The organism is Lysobacter sp. ESA13C (assembly GCF_019970005.1).
Lineage (GTDB): Bacteria > Pseudomonadota > Gammaproteobacteria > Xanthomonadales > Xanthomonadaceae > Lysobacter > Lysobacter antibioticus_B.
The window spans coordinates 511,084-530,117 of the sequence record NZ_JAHXYK010000005.1; the positions used below are offsets into that span (position 1 = coordinate 511,084).

The 19,034-nt window shown below is 65.4% G+C and carries 13 protein-coding genes and 1 riboswitch; of the genes, 8 read left to right on the plus strand and 5 right to left on the minus strand.

Annotated elements, in window-relative coordinates; translation table 11 throughout:
- The first annotated feature begins 151 nt into the window (after window positions 1-151).
- Window positions 152-1,144, plus strand: a complete 993-nt coding sequence (locus tag LC490_RS13585; RefSeq protein WP_223620470.1) for a hypothetical protein — start codon at window positions 152-154, stop codon at window positions 1,142-1,144.
- 97 nt (window positions 1,145-1,241) lie between these two features.
- On the opposite strand, the gene LC490_RS13590 is transcribed toward LC490_RS13585, so the two are convergent.
- Window positions 1,242-2,951: a LysM domain-containing protein gene (locus LC490_RS13590; protein WP_223620471.1), complete on the minus strand. Its 1,710-nt coding sequence runs from the start codon at window positions 2,949-2,951 to the stop codon at window positions 1,242-1,244.
- An 800-nt stretch (window positions 2,952-3,751) separates the two neighbouring features.
- Here LC490_RS13590 and LC490_RS13595 point away from each other — a divergent pair.
- Entirely contained in the window at window positions 3,752-4,183 is a 432-nt protein-coding gene (locus LC490_RS13595; RefSeq protein ID WP_223620472.1) for a hypothetical protein, read from the plus strand.
- 30 nt (window positions 4,184-4,213) lie between these two features.
- Here the strand turns inward: LC490_RS13595 and LC490_RS13600 are convergent, their stop codons facing one another.
- The 3 genes from LC490_RS13600 to LC490_RS13610 are packed head-to-tail and all read right to left on the minus strand — an operon-like array spanning window position 4,214 to window position 6,677.
- Entirely contained in the window at window positions 4,214-4,618 is a 405-nt protein-coding gene (locus LC490_RS13600; protein WP_223620473.1) for a hypothetical protein, read from the minus strand.
- Window positions 4,619-4,645: 27 nt separating this feature from the next.
- Complete coding sequence (locus LC490_RS13605) at window positions 4,646-5,428, minus strand: LytTR family DNA-binding domain-containing protein (RefSeq protein WP_223620474.1); 783 nt, start codon at window positions 5,426-5,428, stop codon at window positions 4,646-4,648.
- A complete protein-coding gene (locus LC490_RS13610) occupies window positions 5,421-6,677 on the minus strand; it encodes a histidine kinase (protein WP_051885406.1) in 1,257 nt (418 codons plus the stop codon). Before LC490_RS13610 ends, LC490_RS13605 begins: the two co-directional genes overlap by 8 nt.
- 603 nt (window positions 6,678-7,280) lie before the next feature.
- Between LC490_RS13610 and LC490_RS13615 the strand changes: the two genes are divergently transcribed.
- Window positions 7,281-7,997 carry a hypothetical protein gene (locus tag LC490_RS13615; protein WP_223620475.1) on the plus strand — a complete coding sequence of 239 codons (717 nt, stop codon included), beginning with the start codon at window positions 7,281-7,283 and terminating at the stop codon, window positions 7,995-7,997.
- A complete protein-coding gene (locus LC490_RS13620; protein ID WP_223620476.1) occupies window positions 7,994-8,623 on the plus strand; it encodes a DUF2846 domain-containing protein in 630 nt (209 codons plus the stop codon). Before LC490_RS13615 ends, LC490_RS13620 begins: the two co-directional genes overlap by 4 nt.
- A 110-nt stretch (window positions 8,624-8,733) precedes the next feature.
- Here LC490_RS13620 and gcvP read toward each other — a convergent pair whose 3' ends face one another.
- Window positions 8,734-11,607, minus strand: coding sequence for an aminomethyl-transferring glycine dehydrogenase (gene gcvP, locus LC490_RS13625; RefSeq protein WP_223620477.1), 2,874 nt, complete (start codon window positions 11,605-11,607; stop codon window positions 8,734-8,736).
- A 39-nt stretch (window positions 11,608-11,646) separates the two neighbouring features.
- Window positions 11,647-11,817: riboswitch (glycine riboswitch) on the minus strand.
- A gap of 242 nt (window positions 11,818-12,059) precedes the next feature.
- Between gcvP and LC490_RS13630 the strand changes: the two genes are divergently transcribed.
- The 4 genes from LC490_RS13630 to LC490_RS13645 form a co-directional block, all read left to right on the plus strand.
- Window positions 12,060-12,515, plus strand: coding sequence for a VOC family protein (locus LC490_RS13630; protein WP_223620478.1), 456 nt, complete (start codon window positions 12,060-12,062; stop codon window positions 12,513-12,515).
- Window positions 12,516-12,593: 78 nt separating this feature from the next.
- Window positions 12,594-13,829, plus strand: coding sequence for a multidrug effflux MFS transporter (locus LC490_RS13635; RefSeq protein WP_343223016.1), 1,236 nt, complete (start codon window positions 12,594-12,596; stop codon window positions 13,827-13,829).
- Between the two features lie 1,122 nt (window positions 13,830-14,951).
- On the plus strand, window positions 14,952-16,967 hold the full coding sequence (locus LC490_RS13640; RefSeq protein ID WP_223620479.1) for an autotransporter domain-containing protein: 2,016 nt from the start codon (window positions 14,952-14,954) through the stop codon (window positions 16,965-16,967).
- A gap of 437 nt (window positions 16,968-17,404) precedes the next feature.
- Window positions 17,405-19,034: hypothetical protein (locus LC490_RS13645; RefSeq protein ID WP_223620480.1), on the plus strand; the 1,630-nt coding region annotated here is incomplete at its 3' end.

The window sequence follows — 19,034 nt, forward strand, 5'->3', positions numbered from 1 at the left end:
CTTGTTTGGCCGCGAGGCAGGCTACGCTCGTTGCGCACTGTGAAGCGGCACGCGGCCTGCGTTCTGGCGCGTGATTAGAATTCGGATCCCCCATCGCTTTCGCGCGCATCGCAACGACGGTTGCGCGGGAACCCGCAAAGGACGATCCGCAATGAAGATACGGCGACACTCGCTGGCCAGCCCATTGGCGTTCCTGGCCGCTACGACGATGTTCGCAGCGCCGCAGCTCACCGCGAACGCGCAGCAGCCGGCGGCCGCACCGTTCCATGCCTACGACAATACTCACTACCAGGATGTCGATCTGGTCGGCGAGGCCGGGCTGGTCAAGGCGAACATCCTGTATCAGCGACAGGAGTGGATCGCCTGTACCGCCGACGACAAGCTGCCGCCTAAGGCCGAGTTCCAGGCCGCGGTACGGGCCGCCGCGGTGCACCGCGGGCCGGTCGTGCTCGACTTCGAGAACATCTGGATCAAGAACGTCGATGCCGCACAAGCGCATCGACGCTACAGACTCTGGCGCCAGCTGTTCCTCTGGGCCAAGGAAGCAGCGCCCGGCCACATGATCGGCGCCTACGACCTGCTCGGGCCGAACAGCGATCAGTACCTCGATTGCGCACGCGATCTGTCGCAATACCAGGACGGTTTCTTCCCGCATTTGTACACGGCTCCCACGCTGACTCAGGCGACCTGGGAACGCCGGCTCGACAATCGCGTGGTCTCCGCTCGCAACGTCAACTCCAGCAAGCCGCTGATTCCCTATATCCGGCCGCAGGAAGAGGCGACCTGCGGCGGCGATCCCGAGCCCACGTACCTGCCCGCGGATCGCTGGCGTCGGCAATTGGATCAACTGGGCGCGAAGGCTTCGGGTTTCATCGTCTGGAGCCCGGTGATGTGCTCGCACAACGTCGGTGAGAACCGCGGCTGGATTACCGAGACCGTCGACTTCATGCGGAGCCTGCCGTCCGCTTCGTCGACCGTTGCGCAGACGCGATCCTGGCCGCTCGCACCGCCGCTGCCCGCGTGCGCGCCGACGCCAGGCGTCAGCGTGCCGGTGCCGGCGCCGGCGCCGATATCCAGGGTTTTGCCCACGCCGGCGGCGATGCAGGCCGCTGCAGTGCAATGCGAGGCGCTGCCTGCATTTTGATCGCACAGACTTTCGAGGATGACGAGAAAGGCCCCGCATCGGCGGGGCCTTTCCTGGGGGCGCGCGATCGATGGTCCGCAGCGTCGGCTGCGAGCCATCACTCGATGGTCATGTCGATCCGCGCCCGGTCGTTGTTGGCGATGCTGCCGTCGGCGCCGTCGGAAACGAAGAACAGGTCCATCGTCAGACGGTGGGGGTCGGAGTCGAGGATGCGGCCCAGGGTCATGCCGAACTGGAACGGGTCCTTGTACTCGCCGAGTCTCTCGGCGCTATTGCCGGGCAGGGTGCCTTCGGCGTGGGCCGTGATGTTGGTCTGCTTCATCAAGGCCTGCATCTGCGCTTCGGTGAACGTCACCTTGGCGTCCTTTCCGACCTGCACCGGGCCATTGCCCTTGATGTCGCCGGTGAGCATGTAGTTCCAGGTCTTGGCGTCGGCGTCGGTGGGCACCTTGAGGTTGTACTCGTAGGTACGTTCGGAGGCGATCTCGTTGCCTTGGGCGTCGTAGTGGCAGACGACCTGAAGGGGCGGGTCGTCGTTGCCGCGCATCGGCGGGGTGATCGTGTAACTGTAAGACCCGTCCGGATAGCTGGTCTTGACGTAACCGTAGGTGGTTTGCGGGCCGCCGAACGAGGCGTAGGCGCGGGCCATGGTGTCGCCCTGCTCGTAGGAGACTTCGCCGTTCAAGCGCAACTGGTCGGAGAAGTTGTAGCGCTCGAGCGTAGCGACGTTGCTGACGCCGTCGTTCTGGGCGGCGACTTCGCCGGTGGCGGTGAAATGGGCGTAGGCGGCCTGGCCGTCGGGCTTGGACAGGTCGAACTCGGCCGTGCGCAGCACCGAATGCCCCTTGTTGGCCTGGATGCCCGGGCCGAGATCGAGGCTGAGCGGGCCGAAGTTGATCGACGGCAGCACGCCGCTCTTTTGCTCGATCGCCTGCAGTGCGCCGATATCGACGCGCACGCTGGTTTCGCTGGTGCGGGTGACGCTGTAGGCCGAACCGGTAGCGACTTTGTTCTCGCCGTCGGTGGTCACGCCCAAGCGCGGGCCCTTCGGGAAGGCGTCGTCGAAGAGCTTCTGGAACGCCGCGGAGAACTGGGTCTGAGTGAAGTTCTGCGAGTCCAGGGTTACGGTGGCGCCGACCGGGATCGTGGTCGGGTCGAAGGGATTCACCTTGGCGGCGGTTTGCGGGTTCTGGTTCTCGCCCGGCAATACGACCTTGTAGCGCAGGCGATGGCCTGCGCCTGCGCTGCCTTCGACATCGACGCTCTTGTTGCCGGCGCCGGCAGCGCCGGATACCGAGAACACGGCGGTGACTTCGAACTCGGTTTTGCCGTCCTTGTTTTGCTGCTTGACCTCGATCTCCGAATCCTGGCGCATCTCGATGCCGCCGGGGCCGGGCACGGTGCTGCCCTGGGTCAGCTTGACGCTGCCGTTGCCCGGGCTCCAGGAAATGCCGCCGCGCTGGCTGCCGTCGCTGACCTCCACGCCGTACTCGCTGGAGGCGGTGGGGTGGGTCGGGTCGAAGTCGGTGACGATGGTTTCTTCGGTGACGCTCATCGTCGCCGCGGGGATCTTGAGCTCGTCGCCGTGAAAGATCGGATCGCCCTTGCCGGTCATGCTGGCTTCCATCCGCCGTTCCTTGTCCTGGAACAGTTCCGGGTTGGCCTGGCGCAGCGCCTGTGGGGTGATGCCGTAGAGGGCGGCGATTTCGACGACGCTCTGGTCGTTGACGACGGTATGAGTCTGGGGTTGGTTCTGCGGTTGGGGCAGGGTGGGCGACGGGCCCTGGGTGGCGTAGACACCGGTCATGAATGGCTTGGGCGCAACTGTGAGGATGGTCGCGACTTTACAGTTGCGCTGGCTTGCGGGGGACTAGGGGTGACCCCAGGATTCGGGGCGGATTTGTGCAGTAATGAAACAATTCGCGGTTCGCGTTCGCGATTGCACCGTTAAGCCGGCTGTTTTGCTGTCTTGCTTTTGCTGTGCAAGCTTGGCGCAGTACCGAGCTCGCGATGTAACCGTAGACCCGGAGGGCGGCGCACAGGACGTGCGCCGTTTTTCGATAGGACAAGGATGTCCTATCGAAAAATCCCGGCGCTGGCATCGCACTCGTGGCCTGTGCCCTTGCAAGGAGAGCCCTTTTCTTTGGTTACCTTTGACCGAAGGGAATCCAGACGGACTTTTGGGCTTAGCAAAAGAAAGTAACCCGGCCGCGTGAGCGGACGGAAGCTCTGCACTTGCTTGTGGCTTCTCGATCAGCAAGATCAAGGTCAAACGCTAAAAGCTTCCGCCACTAAAGCGGCGGGTTACTTTCTTTTGTCATAAGCAACAAAAGAAAGGTAACCAAAGAAAAATGCTTTTCTTTTGAATCAAAGGCCCGCACGATCGATGCCGACGCAGGGCTTTTTCATACGGGACATCCCTGTCCCGATGAAAAACGGCCTGCATCCATGCAGGCCGCCCTCCGGGTCTTCCATTGCCTTCGCGAGTGCTCGACGACGCACAGCAACTGCCAATGCAACAGCAAAGCCGGTGCAACAGCAAAGCCGGTGCAACAGCAACAGCCGGTACGGCATCATTCCGTCTTCGTCCCCTTCATCGAGACCGCCATGCTGATCCACGGAGCTTGCCACTGCGGCAATATCGTTTTCGATCTCGACTGGCGGCCGGAGCCGAGCGAGATTCCGGCGCGTGCCTGCACTTGCTCGTTCTGCACCAAGCACGCAGGCGTGTGGACCTCGTGTCCGACGGGTTCGCTGCGGGTGCGGGTCAACGAACCCACGCGGGTGTCGCGCTACGACTTCGGTACGCACACCGCCGATTTCCATGTCTGCACACGGTGCGGAGTAGTGCCGGTGGTCACCAGCCGCATCGACGGGGCGCTGTATGCGGTGGTCAACGTCAATACTTTCGAGGGCGTCGATGAGACTTTGCTGCGGCGGTCGCCGTCGACGCTCGACGACGAGACCGAAGCGGTGCGCCTGGCCCGGCGCCGGCGCAACTGGATCGCCGATGTCGAGTATGTCGAGCGCGCCGACTGACGCTGTCGTACGGCTCCGAGCTGCGCGCGATCAGCGCTGGCGGGCCGCGCTCTTGCAGTCGGCGTTCATCGCCTGGTCCTCGGCGCTGACGCAGAGCTTGAATCCCGGTTCCAGACCGATCACTTCCTTGTCGGAACCGGCGGCCATCGCAAAGCGTTCGAAAGGCTGGCTGGCGCAGGGCTGAGCGTCGCCGACCGGGTTCTTGGCCGTGGCCGCAGTTCCCGCAACGGCGCAGTCGTCGTGGAACAGGGTGTAGTGGCATTGCCCGCTCCGGCTGGCCAAGCATTCGAACTTGGCGATGCGGTCGGTGACGCGCACCTCGCTGTCGATGATGTCGATGCCGTCGGCGCTGGCGCGGTGGACGATGGTGGTCGCACCGATATCGCAACCGAGCAAGGCGAACAGGTAGTACAGCAAAGCCGTGAAGTTGCGCATAGGTCACCTGGATCGTGGGTTGCCGCGTTACATCGTGCGGAACAGGGTCATGAAGGGCTGGCTGACGGTCAGGGTTTCCGGGCGGTTGCGCAGGCGCACGCTGCCCTTGCCGCTGTCGTCGCGCACGATGGAGGCGATCGCCTTGAGGTTGACGATGGTCGAGCGATGGATCTGCTTGAACATGGTCGCGTCGAGCACGTCGAGCAGTTCGCGGATCGGCTTGCGCAGCAGGGCTTCGCCCTCGGCGGTCACCACCGTGGTGTATTTGTTGTCGGCGCGGAAGTAGGCGATGTCGTCGACCAGGATCAGGCGCGTCTCGCGGCCGGTGCTCGCGGTGATCCAGGTCAGCGGCGGCGTGTTGCGCTTGGGCTCGCGGTTGGCGAGTTGCTGGGCGAGCTCGGACAGCGCATCGGCATCGGTCTGATTGGCGGCGCTGCGTTGCTGCAGGCGCTGCACGGTGACGGCCAGGCGTTCGGGCGTGACGGGCTTGAGCAGGTAGTCGATCGCGCCCTGCTCGAACGCGTCGATGGCGTACTGGTCGTAGGCGGTGACGAACACGATCTGGGTCTGCGGGCTGACCTCGGCTGCGGCGGTGGCGACATCGATGCCGGTCAGGCCGGGCATGCGGATGTCGAGGAAGGCGATGTCGGGCCGATGCTCGGCCAGGGCTTCCAGCGCTTCGGCGCCGTCTTCGCATTCGGCGACGATCTGCAACTGCGGCCAGGCGCCGCGCAGGGAATCGATCAGCGCCTGGCGCAGCAGGGACTCGTCTTCGGCGACCAGGGCGGTGGAAGGAGCAGGCTTAGACATATATGGGTTCCTCGCGCGCGGCCAGCGGCACGCTGATCGTCGCGGCGACGCCGTTGGGGAAATTGGCGACGACCGCGAGTTGGGCGTCGCCTCCGTACACCAGTTGCAGGCGCTCGCGCACGTTGCGCAGGCCGATGCCGGTGCCCGCGTTGGTGGAGTTGAAGCCTTCGCCGTCGTCGGCGACGGTAATGGCGACGCGGTGATCGTTGCGGCGCGCGAGAATCCACACCGTGCCGCCGCCGGGCTTGGGTTCCAGGCCGTGCTTGATGGCGTTTTCGACCAGGGTCTGCAGCATCATCGGCGGCAGCGGAATCGTGCGCAGTTCCTCGGGCACGTCGATCTGCAGTGCCAGCCGTGCGCCCATGCGCAGCTTGAGAATTTCCAGATAAGCGCGGGAGCGGTCGAGCTCGTCGCCGAGCGTTGACTGCGCGTCCTCGGTGCGCGGCAGCGAACGACGCAGGAAGTCGATCAGATGGCCGAGCATGATGTCGGCGCGCGGCGGGTCGTTGCGGGTCAGGTACTGGGCGCTGGCGAGGGTGTTGTAGAGGAAATGCGGTTCGACCTGGGCGTGCAGCAGGCTCAGCTTGGCCACGGCGAGTTCCTTCTCGGTGACCGTGCGGGTGGTGCTGACGCGCTCGGTGCGGCGGCGCTCGGCGATGCGGCGGGTGATGGCGCGCACGACCGCCTCGGCGTTCTCCAGGTTGGTGCCGCCGTCGACGCGGAACCAGTCGCTCCAGGCTCCGGTCTCGGGCTCGCAGATCAGGGTGATGCTGCCGCTGTCCTCGCCGGGCGTGACCGTGGCCAGGATCTGGTTGCGGGTCCAGCGGCTGTGATTGCGCACCACGCCCTGGCGATCGGTGCGGCTGCGTCCGTAAAGGTTGGGGCGCTGCACCTTGGCGCTGACCTGCAGGCTGTCGCGGGCGCTTTCGATCTCCTCGACGCGCGGCAGTTCGCGGATCGCCGCATCGAGCAGGTCGAACACCTCGCCGGCCTCGAACGGCACCTCGATCTGGCGGCGGTGGCGGTTGGCGAGGGTGTCGCGGTCGATATGCCCGGCGATCAGGCGCACCCGGCGCAGATGCGAGAAGGCGTTGGTGACGACGTAGGCGACGACCAGCGCGGCGATGATGAACAGCGGGGCCACGTCCTGGTGCTCGAGCCCCGGCGTGACCGAGGACAGCAGCGCCATCAGCAGGAACACGCCGAACCATGCGGCGGCGAGGCGGACGATGAAGAAGAAGCTCCTGATCACGACGGGTCCGAAAGGGGCCTGGGTTGCGACGCAGCATAGTCGTCTGCCGGCCGGGTGGAAGTGGGGCCGCGACGAAGCCGGGGGAGGGGGCGACGAAACCGGTTCGGGACGGAACGAAGCGCTGGCCCTGCGCGTCTTGGCTGGCCGCTTCGGCCAATGCGGGCTGCGTGCGATCCAGGGGGCGATGCGCCCCTTTCTCGTTTGTGGCGACCCCTCGCTCATGAAGGTCCGAGGAAATACATGGATGACGCTAGGCGAGGGGTGCATAGCCTGTCGTGCTCTCATCCGGTCTTCGGCCATCTTCTCCCGTCAGCGGGAGAAGGGTTGCCTGCGAGCCGACTTGTTCGCAGCTCTCTCCCGCTTGCAGCGACCGTAGCGAGTGCTAAGCGGAGAGGAGGCGGGTGAAGGCGATGAGTGGGGCAGCGGCAGCTCGCCAGCGACCGTCTCGTCCCCGGTAGCCGATCAACGAGCGGCAATGTGTTTCCGGTGCCCCGCAATGTGACTTGCGATGACTCGGCGATCCAGGCGAAAAACCCGCTTGGCAAAGCCTCGGCGTTCCGATAGCGTGACGACCGCCAAGGACGGTTGGGGGCCGCCTTCATGTTTTCGATGTCTACCGTGTTGATCGCCGCCTTGGCGATGACTCCGCCGCAGCCGATGCCGGCCGCCGCCGAGGCGCCGAGTGCGCTGCCCGCCGCGCCCGCACCCGCGGCGGCGCCGGTATCCGAGCCTGCTCCAGCGTCCATGTCCGAAACCGCTCCGGCGCCGACAACGCCGTCGGCCGCCGCCGGCAGCGCCGGTGCGTTGCGTATCGTCGCCGGTACCGACGTGCTGCTCGAAACCCTGCAGCCTTTGAGTTCGGCAACGCTCAAGCGCGGCGACAAGTTCGGGCTGCGGCTGGCGCAAGCGCTGAGCGTCGACGGCACGCTCGTGCTGCCGGCCGGTACCACCGGCGTGGGCGAGGTGATCCATGCCGAGCGTTCGCGCAGCGGCGGCAAGCCGGGCGAGTTGTTGCTCGCCGCGCGCTATCTCGAAGCCGACGGCCGGCAGATCCCACTGCGCAGCTTCCGCCTCGGCTCGGCCGGTGTCGACAAGTCGGGCCAGGTCATCGGCCTGGCCATCGCCGTCGGCGTGTTCGCGATGTTCATACGCGGCGGCGAGATCCAGATCCCTCCGTATACCCAGGCCCAGGCGCGCATCGCACAGGACGTCGAGCTGACGCCGGCTGCCGCGGCGCCGGAGCAGGCTCAGGCCCCTGCGCCTGTCGTCACCACTGAACCACCCGTCACCACCCAAACTGGGGAAGCTGTCCAATGAAGTCGATGTCGTCGCGTGTCCTGTTGATTGCTCTGTTGTTGCCGGTGTCGGCCTTCGCCACCGGCGGTTCGCTGGCCTGGAACGGCAAGGCGCCTTCCGATCCGGCCAAGCAGCTCCCGAATGCCGAAGCGAGCGCTTCGGCGGAAACCAAGAGCGAAGCCGGCGCCGCACCCGCGGTCGAAGGCAGCGCGGCGGCGACGGCGGCACCGGCGGCCGCGCCGAGTGCGGCCGCGACTGCGTCGGCGTCGGCGTCGGCCAGCGCGAAGCCGGCGGCGGCCAGCAGTGGTCTGATCGCCGCACCGCCCGCAGGCAAGGGTCAGATCGTGTTCTTCCGTCCGGCCAAGTTCGTCGGCGGCGCGGTCGGCTACAAGGTGCGCGAAGGCGCGGTCGAGCTGGGCAAGCTGCGCAGCGGCAAGTACTTCGTCGTCGCGGTCGAGCCGGGCGCGCACGAGTACACCGTGCATTCGGAAGCCAAGGACATCCTCAACATGGAAGTCGAAGCCGGCGAAACCTATTACGTGAAGGGCACGATCACGATCGGCATCTTGGCCGGGCGTCCGAACCTGTCGCCGTCGACGGTCGCGGAGTTCGACGAGATCGCCGGCAAGCTCAAGCTCGCCAAGTAAGGGCAGGACGCGGCGAACGCATCGCGCCGCCGTAGTCGCAACCGCTCAAAAAAAGGCCCCGCATTCGCGGGGCCTTTCGTTTTATCGCTTCAGTGCAACCCAGCCGGGGCTCAGGCCTCGACCTCTTCCTTGTAAGCATCGATCGGGATGCAGGCGCACATGACGTTCTTGTCGCCGTAGACGTTGTCCACGCGCGACACCGGCGGCCAGTACTTCTGCAGGCGCAGGGTCGGCAACGGGAACGCGGCCAGCTCGCGCGGGTAGGCACGGGTCCACTCGCTCGCGGTGACCTGCGAGGCGGTGTGCGGGGCGTGCTTGAGCGGGTTGTCCTCGCGGTCCAGGCGGCCGTCCTCGACCGCGCGGATTTCGTCGCGGATCTGGATCATCGCGTCGATGAAGCGGTCGAGTTCGTGCTGCGATTCGCTCTCGGTCGGCTCGACCATCAGCGTGCCGGCGACCGGGAAGCTCAGGGTCGGGGCGTGGAAGCCGAAGTCGATCAGGCGCTTGGCCACGTCCTCGGCGCTGACGCCGGTGGCGTCCTTGATCGGGCGCAGGTCGAGGATGCACTCGTGCGCGACCAGGCCGTTGCGGCCGGTGTACAGCGTTTCGTAGTGCGGGGCGAGGCGCTTGGCGATGTAGTTGGCGTTGAGCAGCGCCACTTGCGTGGCCTTGCGCAGGCCGGCAGTGCCCATCAGGGTGACGTACATCCACGAGATCGGCAGGATGCTCGCCGAGCCGAAGCTCGCCGCACTGACCATGCCGACGATGCCTTCGCCGTCGACGGTCTTCGGCAGGAACGGTGCCAGGTGCGATTTGACCGCGCAGGGGCCGACGCCGGGACCGCCGCCGCCGTGCGGGATGCAGAAGGTCTTGTGCAGGTTCAGATGGGAGACGTCCGAGCCCCACTTGCCGGGCTTGGCCACGCCGACCAGGGCGTTCATGTTGGCGCCGTCGGTGTACACCTGGCCGCCGTGCTTGTGGATGATCTCGCAGATCTCGACCACTTCCTCCTCGAACACGCCGTGCGTGGACGGGTAGGTCATCATGATCGCGGCGAGACGGTCGCTGTACTTCTCGGCGGCGCGGCGGATGTCGTCGACGTCGACGTTGCCGTTGCTGTCGGTCTTGGTCACCACCACGGTCATGCCGCACATCTGCGCCGAGGCCGGGTTGGTGCCGTGCGCGGAGTCGGGGATCAGGCAGATGTCGCGATGGCCTTCGCCGCGCGAGCGGTGATAGGCGCGGATCGCCAGCAGACCGGCGTATTCGCCCTGGGCGCCGGAGTTCGGCTGCAGGCTGACCGCGTCGTAGCCGGTGCACTCGACCAGCATCGCCTCGAGCTCGTCGATCAGCTGGGTGTAGCCGGTGGTCTGGTCGGCCGGGGCGAGCGGATGGATGTTGCCGAACTCGGGCCAGGTCACCGGGATCATCTCGGCAGTGGCATTGAGCTTCATCGTGCACGAGCCCAGCGGGATCATCGTGCGATCCATCGCCAGGTCCTTGTCGGCCAGCGAGCGCATGTAGCGCAGCAGTTCGTGTTCGCTGTGGTGGGTGTTGAACACCGGGTGCTGCAGGAACGAGGAAGTACGCACCAGCGCGGCCGGGATCGCGTCGACGGCTTCGCGGTCGAGCGCGTCGATGTCGAGCTGCACGCCGAACGCGCCGGCCAGGGCGACGAGTTCGTCGCGGGTCACGGTTTCGTCGAGGCTGATGCTGAGGCTGCCGGCATCGATCTCGCGCAGGTTGATGTTGGCTGCGCGGGCCTTGGCGTGGATCGCGTTCGCGTCGATGCCGCTGACGTGCAGGGTGTCGAAGAAGCCGCTGCCGACGGCGATGCCGGCCTTGCCGAGTGCGGCGGCGAGGATCGTGGCCTGGCGGTGGACGCGGCGGGCGATGCGGGTCAGGCCATCGGGGCCGTGGTAGACGGCGTACATGCTCGCCATCACCGCCAGCAGCACCTGAGCGGTACAGATGTTGCTGGTCGCCTTCTCGCGGCGGATGTGCTGCTCGCGGGTCTGCAGGGTCAGGCGGTAGGCGGGCTTGCCGTCGGTGTCGACCGAGACGCCGATCAGACGGCCGGGCATCGAGCGCTTGTAGGCGTCGCGGCAGGCCATGAAGCCAGCGTGCGGGCCGCCGAAACCGAACGGCACGCCGAAGCGCTGGGTGTTGCCGACGACGATGTCGGCGCCCCATTCGCCCGGTGCCTTGAGCAGGGTCAGCGCGAGCAGGTCGCTGGCCACGGCGACGATGCCGCCGCGCGCGTGCACGGCGTCGGCGACGCCCTGGTAATCCTTGACCGCGCCGAAGGTGTCCGGGTACTGCAGCAGGGCGCCGAAGGCGTCGACCGTCGCCGCCTCGGCGTCGTCGCCGATGTGCAGTTCGATCGCCAGCGGTTCGGCGCGGGTGCGCAGCACTTCCAGGGTCTGCGGGTGGATGTTCCTGGAGACGAAGAAGGTGTCCGACTTGGACTTGGCCGAACGCTTGGCCAGGGTCATCGCCTCGGCGGCGGCGGTGCCTTCGTCGAGCAGCGAGGCGTTGGCGATCTCCATTCCGGTGAGGTCGGCGACCATGGTCTGGAAGTTGATCAGCGCCTCCATGCGGCCCTGCGAGATCTCCGCCTGATAGGGCGTATAGGCCGTGTACCAGGCCGGGTTCTCGAGGATGTTGCGCAGGATGACGTTCGGGGTGTGGGTGCCGTAGTAGCCGCGGCCGATGAAGCTGCGGAACACCTGGTTCTTGGTGGCGATGGCGCGGATCTTGGCCAGCGCTTCGACTTCGCTGATCGCGGCCGGCAGGGCCAGCGGCTGGGTCGACTTGATCGAGCCGGGGACGATGGCGTCGGTCAGGGCTTCGAGCGAGTCGTAGCCGACCTGCTCCAACATGTGGCCGATCTCGGCGTCGTTGGGGCCGATGTGGCGCTCGATGAAGGCGTCGTGGTGCTCGAGGTCGCGCAAGGAAGTTGCGCTGTTGGCGGCTGGGCTCATGGCAGGGGCGTCCGAAGGCAGCGTGCGGTGCCGCACGCGAGGCGCCCCTCTGTCCTTTTGCCTGAGAGTTTAAAAGCGTGCTGCGGTCAGGCAGCTAGGGGAGGGGATGGCCCGGGGGCCGCTCCTGTCCGCGCTCGCTTCGTGCCCCTTCGGCGCCGGTTCTGCCCCGCTGTCTCAGCGTACGCAGGCGGTCTCTCCAGAGTTTTGTACACGCGGCGGTATGGGGCCTGAGCGATTACGGGCGTTGCGCCTTCGGCAGCGGTCTGGCTGGGGGGCCGGGCCGCTTCTCCCACCGGGTGTTTCAAGCCGCGATTATAGCCGCAGCGGCGGCTTCGGGGCGACGTTGCCGGGGCTGGCGGCAGCCGGCTTCATCCCGGGTTTCGACGCCGCGACCCGGTTCAGGAAGGCCGATTCGCCGTAACATGGTCGCGGTCCCTTCCGGAGCTTCCTGCATGGACCGTCCCCCGTTCCAACTGCTGCAACTCGATCACGTGGTGCTGCGCGTACGCGACACCGAGGCGATGATCGCTTTCTATTGCGACGTACTGGGCTGCCGGCTGGAACGGCGCCAGGACGCGATCGGCCTGGTGCAGCTGCGCGCCGGCCTGTCCCTGATCGACCTGGTCGACGTCCAGGGCAAGCTCGGCCGCCTCGGCGGCGCGCCGGCCGGGGCCGAGGCCCGCAACATGGATCACCTGTGCTTGCGCGCCGAGCCCTTCGACCGCGAGGCGATCGTCGCCCACCTGCAGGCGCACGGCGTGCGCATCGGCGACTTCGGCTCGCGCTACGGCGCCGAGGGCGAGGGCCCGTCGCAGTACCTGTTCGATCCCGAAGGCAATGTGGTCGAACTCAAGGGCCCGCCCGACGAGGTGCCGATCGACACTCACGCCGCTCACGCTCCCAGCTGAGGCCCCGAGCCGACGCTCTCCGATTGGTGACCTCCGATTAATACCTCCGCACCCGATCCTGCTCCGGCCACGAAGACCTTGTCGATCCGCCGGCTGGCCTTGCTGCTCGGCGGCCTGGCGATGTTCGGGCCGTTCTCGATCGACACGATTTTCCCGGCGTTCCCGGTCATGGGCGCCGAGCTGGGCGCCGACAAGCTGGCGATGCAGCAGACCATCAGCGTCTATCTGATCGCCTATGCGCTCATGAGCATCGTCCACGGGCCCTTGTCGGACACGATCGGGCGCCGCCGCGTGATCATCGGCGGGCTCAGCGTGTTCACGCTGGCGTCGGTGGGCTGTGCGCTGTCGACGGATCTGTCGACCTTGCTGTTCTTCCGCGCGGTGCAGGGGCTTTCGGCGGGTGTCGGACTGATCGTCGGGCGCGCGGTGATCCGCGACGTACTGCACGGCGACGATGCCCAGCGCCTGATGAGCCAGGTGACGATGATCTTCGGCGTGGCGCCGGCGATCGCGCCGATCATCGGCGGCTGGATCCTCGGCTGGGCGCACTGGCCGGCGATCTTCTGGTTCCTGGTCGGCTTCTCGCTGCTGTTGCTGGGCTCGACCGTCTTCCTGCTGCCGGAAACGCATCCGCCGCAGGCGCGCCTGCCGTTGAAGCCCAAGCGCCTGCTGCGCGATTACTTCGCGATCTTCCTCAACCCGCGCTTCCAGCGCCTGACCGCGACCGGCGCGTTCAATTTCGCCGCGCTGTTTTTGTACATCGCCTCGGCGCCGGCGTTCGTGCTCGACATCCTCAAGCTCAACGAACGCCAGTTCGGCTGGTTCTTCGTGCCGACCATCGGCGGCATGGTGCTTGGCTCGTTCGTGTCGGGGCGCTCGGCCGGCAAGATCAGCGGCGACCGCCTGGTGCGCTGGGGTTTCGTGTTCTCCTTCGTCGGTGTGGCGATGAACCTGGGCTACAACCTGTGGACCGACGATCCGCAGATCCCCTGGGCGGTGCTGCCGATGTGCGTGTCGGCGTTCGGCATCGCCCTGGTGTTCCCGATCGTGACCCTGTCGATCCTCGACATGTACCCGCGCCAGCGCGGTTCCGCCTCGTCACTGCAGGCGTTCTCCGGCCTGGTGGTCAACGCGATCATGGCCGGCGTGCTGTCGCCGCTGATCAGCGCCAGCGCGGTGTCGCTGGCGGTCGCGGCCTCGGCGCTGACCGCGGTGGCCTGGCTGTTCTGGCAATGGGAAGCGCGCGTGTCGAAGACCGCATGCGCGAGCCGCGGCGACGAGGCCGCGGCGGTGGAGCCGCAAGAGTCGTTGTGAGGCTTCGGCGTCGCGAGGGGCGCGCCGAGCACGATAAACGGGCCCTGCGTGTCGAGCGCTCGGGTTCCAAATCGAGTCTGGACCGGCGAAGCCGCGCGCCGGTTTCGCCGCGCCTGATTTCTATCGCAAATTAAGATACGGCCGAAAATTCCGTCCAGCGACTTTTTTGCGATGTGCGCTACGTCGTATGTTGCGCCAATGCAGGACCGAGCGTGGCGTGCGTCCTGATTGGTCGATAAGGGACGATCTTCGCTGAATTAAAGTCCGTTGGCCGTGGCCATGACCATTGCGATGTTGATGGCGTGCGCTCCTGCCCAAGCCGATGGCGGCTTCTGGCTGACAGGCGATTTCGATCTGCCTTTCCCAACCGATACCCACCAGCCGATACCCAGCCGACTATTGCGATCTTCGCCATGGCGGACGATGACAGCGCCGTCGTCGGAAGCCGCGACGCGAATCCTTTCGTCTAGGCCCTATTCACGGGACTGAGAACGTTCTTCGCAGAAGCGGTGCCTACGGCTTCCGGATGCGCGCTGGCCGGCCGGGGTTGGTATCGGCGGATGGCTCAGCGGTCGTGCCGGCCGCGATGGTCTGGGCCTCTGCTGCCGCGAGGCCAGGGTCTGGCGCAGCGGACGCTGCGCACGGGAATGTGTGTTTGTCGCGAACGCGCGACTTAGGGATAATCGCCGAAGACAGCGGGGATGTGCTCGTAACGGCGTCTTGCTCCGGGTCGAAAGCCGGAAGCGCACCGTTCGACGTGTCGCCGTACCAGAGCCTGGCGCTTTACTTCAATCGGCAAGGAAATCGTCGTGAAACAAGACCACTGAAAGCGGCGAAGGCCGTGTCTGCGGCGCGATCTCTGGCGCATGCCAGTACCGTGCTTCAGCAGGCAGGGCGTTTCGATGCGCGCGTTCCCGGGACATCCTGCCGACCAGCTCAACGGTGATAGCGCCCGCGGCAGTATGGCCGCCGTCCTGGGGCGTGAATCGATGGGGCATGAATCGACGGGGCATGAATCGAAATGATAGGCGTCTTGAGGCTGGGTGTCTGGCCTCCGGCGATCGAGTGTTGCGACCGCTGAGGCTTGGAATCGCCTCAAGCAGGAACCCAAAGGGAAGGAAGATGAAGATCAGTTTGCTGTCGACTGCTTTGCTGGCAGTTGTGATGTCGAATCCGGCAGTGGCTGCTGCCGATTTCTGGCAGTTTCCAGGAAGCTTGTCCAAAACGGGCTACGTATCCGGCGATGGCCGCGCATTCGTTTGGCTGGAAAGTGGTGGTGGCGTATTGTCCCGGTGGACCGAGCAAGCCGGCACCGAAACCCTATACAAAGTGTCAGACCGGTACGTAGACAGTCGCATGCTCAAAGCGGTGTCGAGCGACGGCTCGCTCCTCTTGTTCGACTTGCCGCAGTCGATTTCGGGGAAAAATCCAGGAACGACGCCTGCCTTGTGGAGTCAGGCCGGCGGCTTCAAGATCTTGGATATCCCCGCATATTCTGCTTTGGGGTGGGGGATGTCGGCTGACGGAAGAGTCGTGGTCGGGACGATGTATTCGACGAATTCGACCTACGTCGGCCAAGCATTCCGTTGGAGCGAAGCTCAAGGGCTGCAGGTGTTTCAAGGCGATTCCATCGGGGAATCTTTCTTCGCAGGAGCGGTGTCTGGCGATGGCCGGGTAGTGGCGGTCACCGTGCTTCGTCCGCGCAGTGAAGTGGTGCTGTGGACGCAAGGGGCGAGCAACGTCAGCTTCGCGCCTGCTCCCGGGTATTCAAGCGTGATTGCTTATGGCGTTTCTCATGACGGTTCGCGTGTTGTGGGAAGGCTCGATCAACATGAACCGTATTTGCGAAGCTTCCCGTATGTGTGGGACAGCAAGACCGGAATCATGCCGTTAGGCTTGCTTTCCGGTTACACCGGCGGCGAAGCGAAAGCCATCTCCGGAGACGGGAAGGTTGTCGTGGGAAGTATGTATGCCTTTGTCAATTCGCCGCGTCCCTCCGGTATCGACACGGCTTTTAGATGGAGCGCTCAGACCGGCACCCTTTCCATCGCGCAGTGGCTAGCCGCTTATGGCGTCGAAGTGCCGGCCGGTGCAGAGTTGATAACGGCAAACAGCACCAGCTTCGATGGCTCGATCATCGCGGGCGAGGGCCGGTACGGAAGTCTTTGGTTGGCCCGGGTGAAAGGCCCGAGCGGCGGATTTCTGCTGGACGTCGATGCTTACCAGCGCAGCCTGATCGATGCCAACCAGCGCCTGACCCTGGGCCTGAGCGGCCTGGCCAACGCGACCTTGTCGGGCGCGCATCATCGTTCGCTGCTCGATAACGGCCTGGCGAGCGAGTCCGACGGCTCTTGCGCCTGGGTCAATGCCGAGGCCGCCGATTACGACGAGAGCAAGACCCGAATCGAGCAGTTGGAAGTCGGTGTCTGCACCGACCTCGGTCCGGCGCGCCTGGGCCTGGGCCTGGGCAAGGCCAAGGCGCGGCAGGAGTGGGACCTTGGCAGCCAAGGCAAGTCCGAAGGCGAATACCTGCTCGGCGAGGCGGCGTTCAAGTTCGGCGAACAATGGCAGGGCAGCCTGCTGGGCTATTCCGGCCGGTTCGATGTCGATTCGCAGCGTCGTTACTACAATGGCACCGATGTGCATACCTCGTCGGCGCGGCCGGATGCGAAGGTGGCGGCGCTGCGCGCGCGTATGGACTGGAAGGACGCGGCGCGGGTCGGTGGCGTCGGCATTTCCCCGTATGCGGCCTACACTTGGACGCGGACCAAACTGGACGGCTACGCGGAGAGCGGTGGTGGTTTCCCGTCGCGCTTCGACCGCACCGACTGGAGCACGCGCGACCTGCGCGTCGGCGCGGCGTTCGAACGCAGTTTCGGCGAGCGCAGCGATTTGAGTGTGTCGCTGGAAGCGGTGCGTCGCATGGACAAGATCAGCAGCGGCACGCGCGGCGAGATCATCGACTTGTTCAGTTTCGATCTGCCCGGCGGCGAACTGGACCGTAACTGGGGCCAGATGCTGGTGGATTTCGACCACCGGTTCGGCAATGGTTCGGTGCTCGGCGTCGGCGCGCGCGCGGCCTCGTCGGGCGGCGATGCGGATTGGGGCGTATCGCTCGGGTATCGAATGTCGTTCTGAACGGGCGATGGCGGCAGTCGTCCGGCGAGTCGGGCGGCTGTCGTTCCGGCCGATCGGCGGGCAGCATCATCATCGTGGGAAGCCGCAACCGGAACCCTTTGGTGTTGCGGGCTTGATCTCGCGCAGCGGACGCTGCGTGCGGATACCGGAAGATGCGCCGTCAATCGATCCGCACGATTCGCTTCAGCCGTGGCGGTCCTGGGAGGACAACGCAATCGTTTCCGGTTTTGATTCGTACCGCTGGATTTCGTGCAGGCGGTCGAAGCAGCGAATAGTGTGCTGTTTGTCGCGAGCGTATTGCTCGGGGATAATGTCGGGGACGGCGGAAAATCGGCCGTAAACGTGCCTTCTTTGCAGCGTCGCTGCGGATACTTCTCGGCCGCGGCATAGCCCAAAGAGCGTTCAGTCGGCCATCCAATACTCGAACAGAGGCTTCCATGATGCGACGCGCGCTCTTGGTCATTTCCCTGTTGGCGGCGATTCCTGCCTATGCCGAAGGCAACTTCTTCATCGCGCCTCCGGCGCCGAGTACGCCCTCTTCTCTTCCTTATCGCGGTACTGCAGCGGTTTCGGCGGACGGCCGCGTCGTTGCGGTGGTGAACCAATCGGGAGTCGATCTGCGCGATAACCAAGGGCGCATGATCGAGACGCTGATTCCTTATCCCGGCTTCACCTGGGGGTTGGCCGAACGCACGGCAATCTCGAGCGATGGTTCTATGGTTGCAATGACTGTTCGCGGTCCATTCGGGCATGGCGAGACTGCGACCGGGATAAGTTATTTGTGGACGAGGGCGGGCGGCGCCAGGGAGTTCAAGATCGCCGGCACGTATGGGGTGGCAATCAGCGGGCTATCCGGCAACGGCGAGGTCGTGATCGGCGATCTGGTCGAGACTGACGGCTTGTTTCAGGCTTTTCGTTGGACCAGGCAGGGCGGCGCTCAACGCCTGTCGGGCATGGAGCCATCGCAAACCTTGGCCAAGGCGGTGTCGGACGACGGCGCAACCGTAGTCGGCAATCAGATGGCCTTCCGTGCCAACAAGAATCGTGCATTTCGTTGGACGCAGGCGGGGGGAATGGCATTGGTGCCGTTGCTGCCCGGGCATTATCTCAATTCTGCAACCGACGTATCCGGCCGGGGGGACCGCGTGGTAGGTCTGACCAGCACTTCGGTCTTCCCGGGCAGTAACGGCGGCGATACGTTCGGCTATCTGTGGAGCGCCTCCGGCGGGACCGTGCTGTTGCGGCCGTTGGCGGGCTACGGCTTCAGTAATGCATTGACGATTTCGCGCGACGGCTTGGTCGTGTACGGCGATTCGTACAACGCAGGGCCCTACGATTCCGGCTGGGCATCTCAGGAGGCTTACCGTTGGTCCGAGCAGACGGGAACGATCTCAGTCAGCTATTGGTTGAAAGCCTCCGGTGTGAGTTTGCCTGCCGGGACTTATCTGTCCAGCCCGACCGATACCAACGCCGACGGATCGGTGGTTGTCGGCGTGACCCCGCAACGCCAGGTTTGGATCGCCAGAGTGACGCCGCATGGCGGCGGAGTTCTGCTGGACATCGATGCCTACCAGCGCAGCCTGATCGAAGCCAACCAACGCCTGACGTTGGGCTTGAGCGGCCTGGCCAACGCGACATTGTCGGGCGCACACCATCGCTCGCTGCTCGATAACGGCCTGGCGAGCGAGTCCGACGGCTCTTGCGCCTGGGCCAATGCCGAGGCCGCCGATTACGACGAGAGCAAAACCCGCATTGAGCAGTTGGAAGTCGGTGTCTGCACCGACCTCGGTCCGGCGCGCCTGGGCCTGGGCCTGGGCAAGGCCAAGGCGCGCCAGGAGTGGGACCTTGGCAGCCAGAGTAAGTCCGAAGGCGAATACCTGCTCGGCGAGGCGGCGTTCAAGTTCGGCGAACAATGGCAGGGCAGCCTGCTGGGCTATTCCGGCCGGTTCGATGTCGATTCGCAGCGCCGTTACTACAACGGTACCGCGATCCACACCTCGTCGGCGCGGCCGGATGCGAAGGTGGCGGCGCTGCGCGCGCGTTTGGACTGGAAGGACGCGGCGCAGT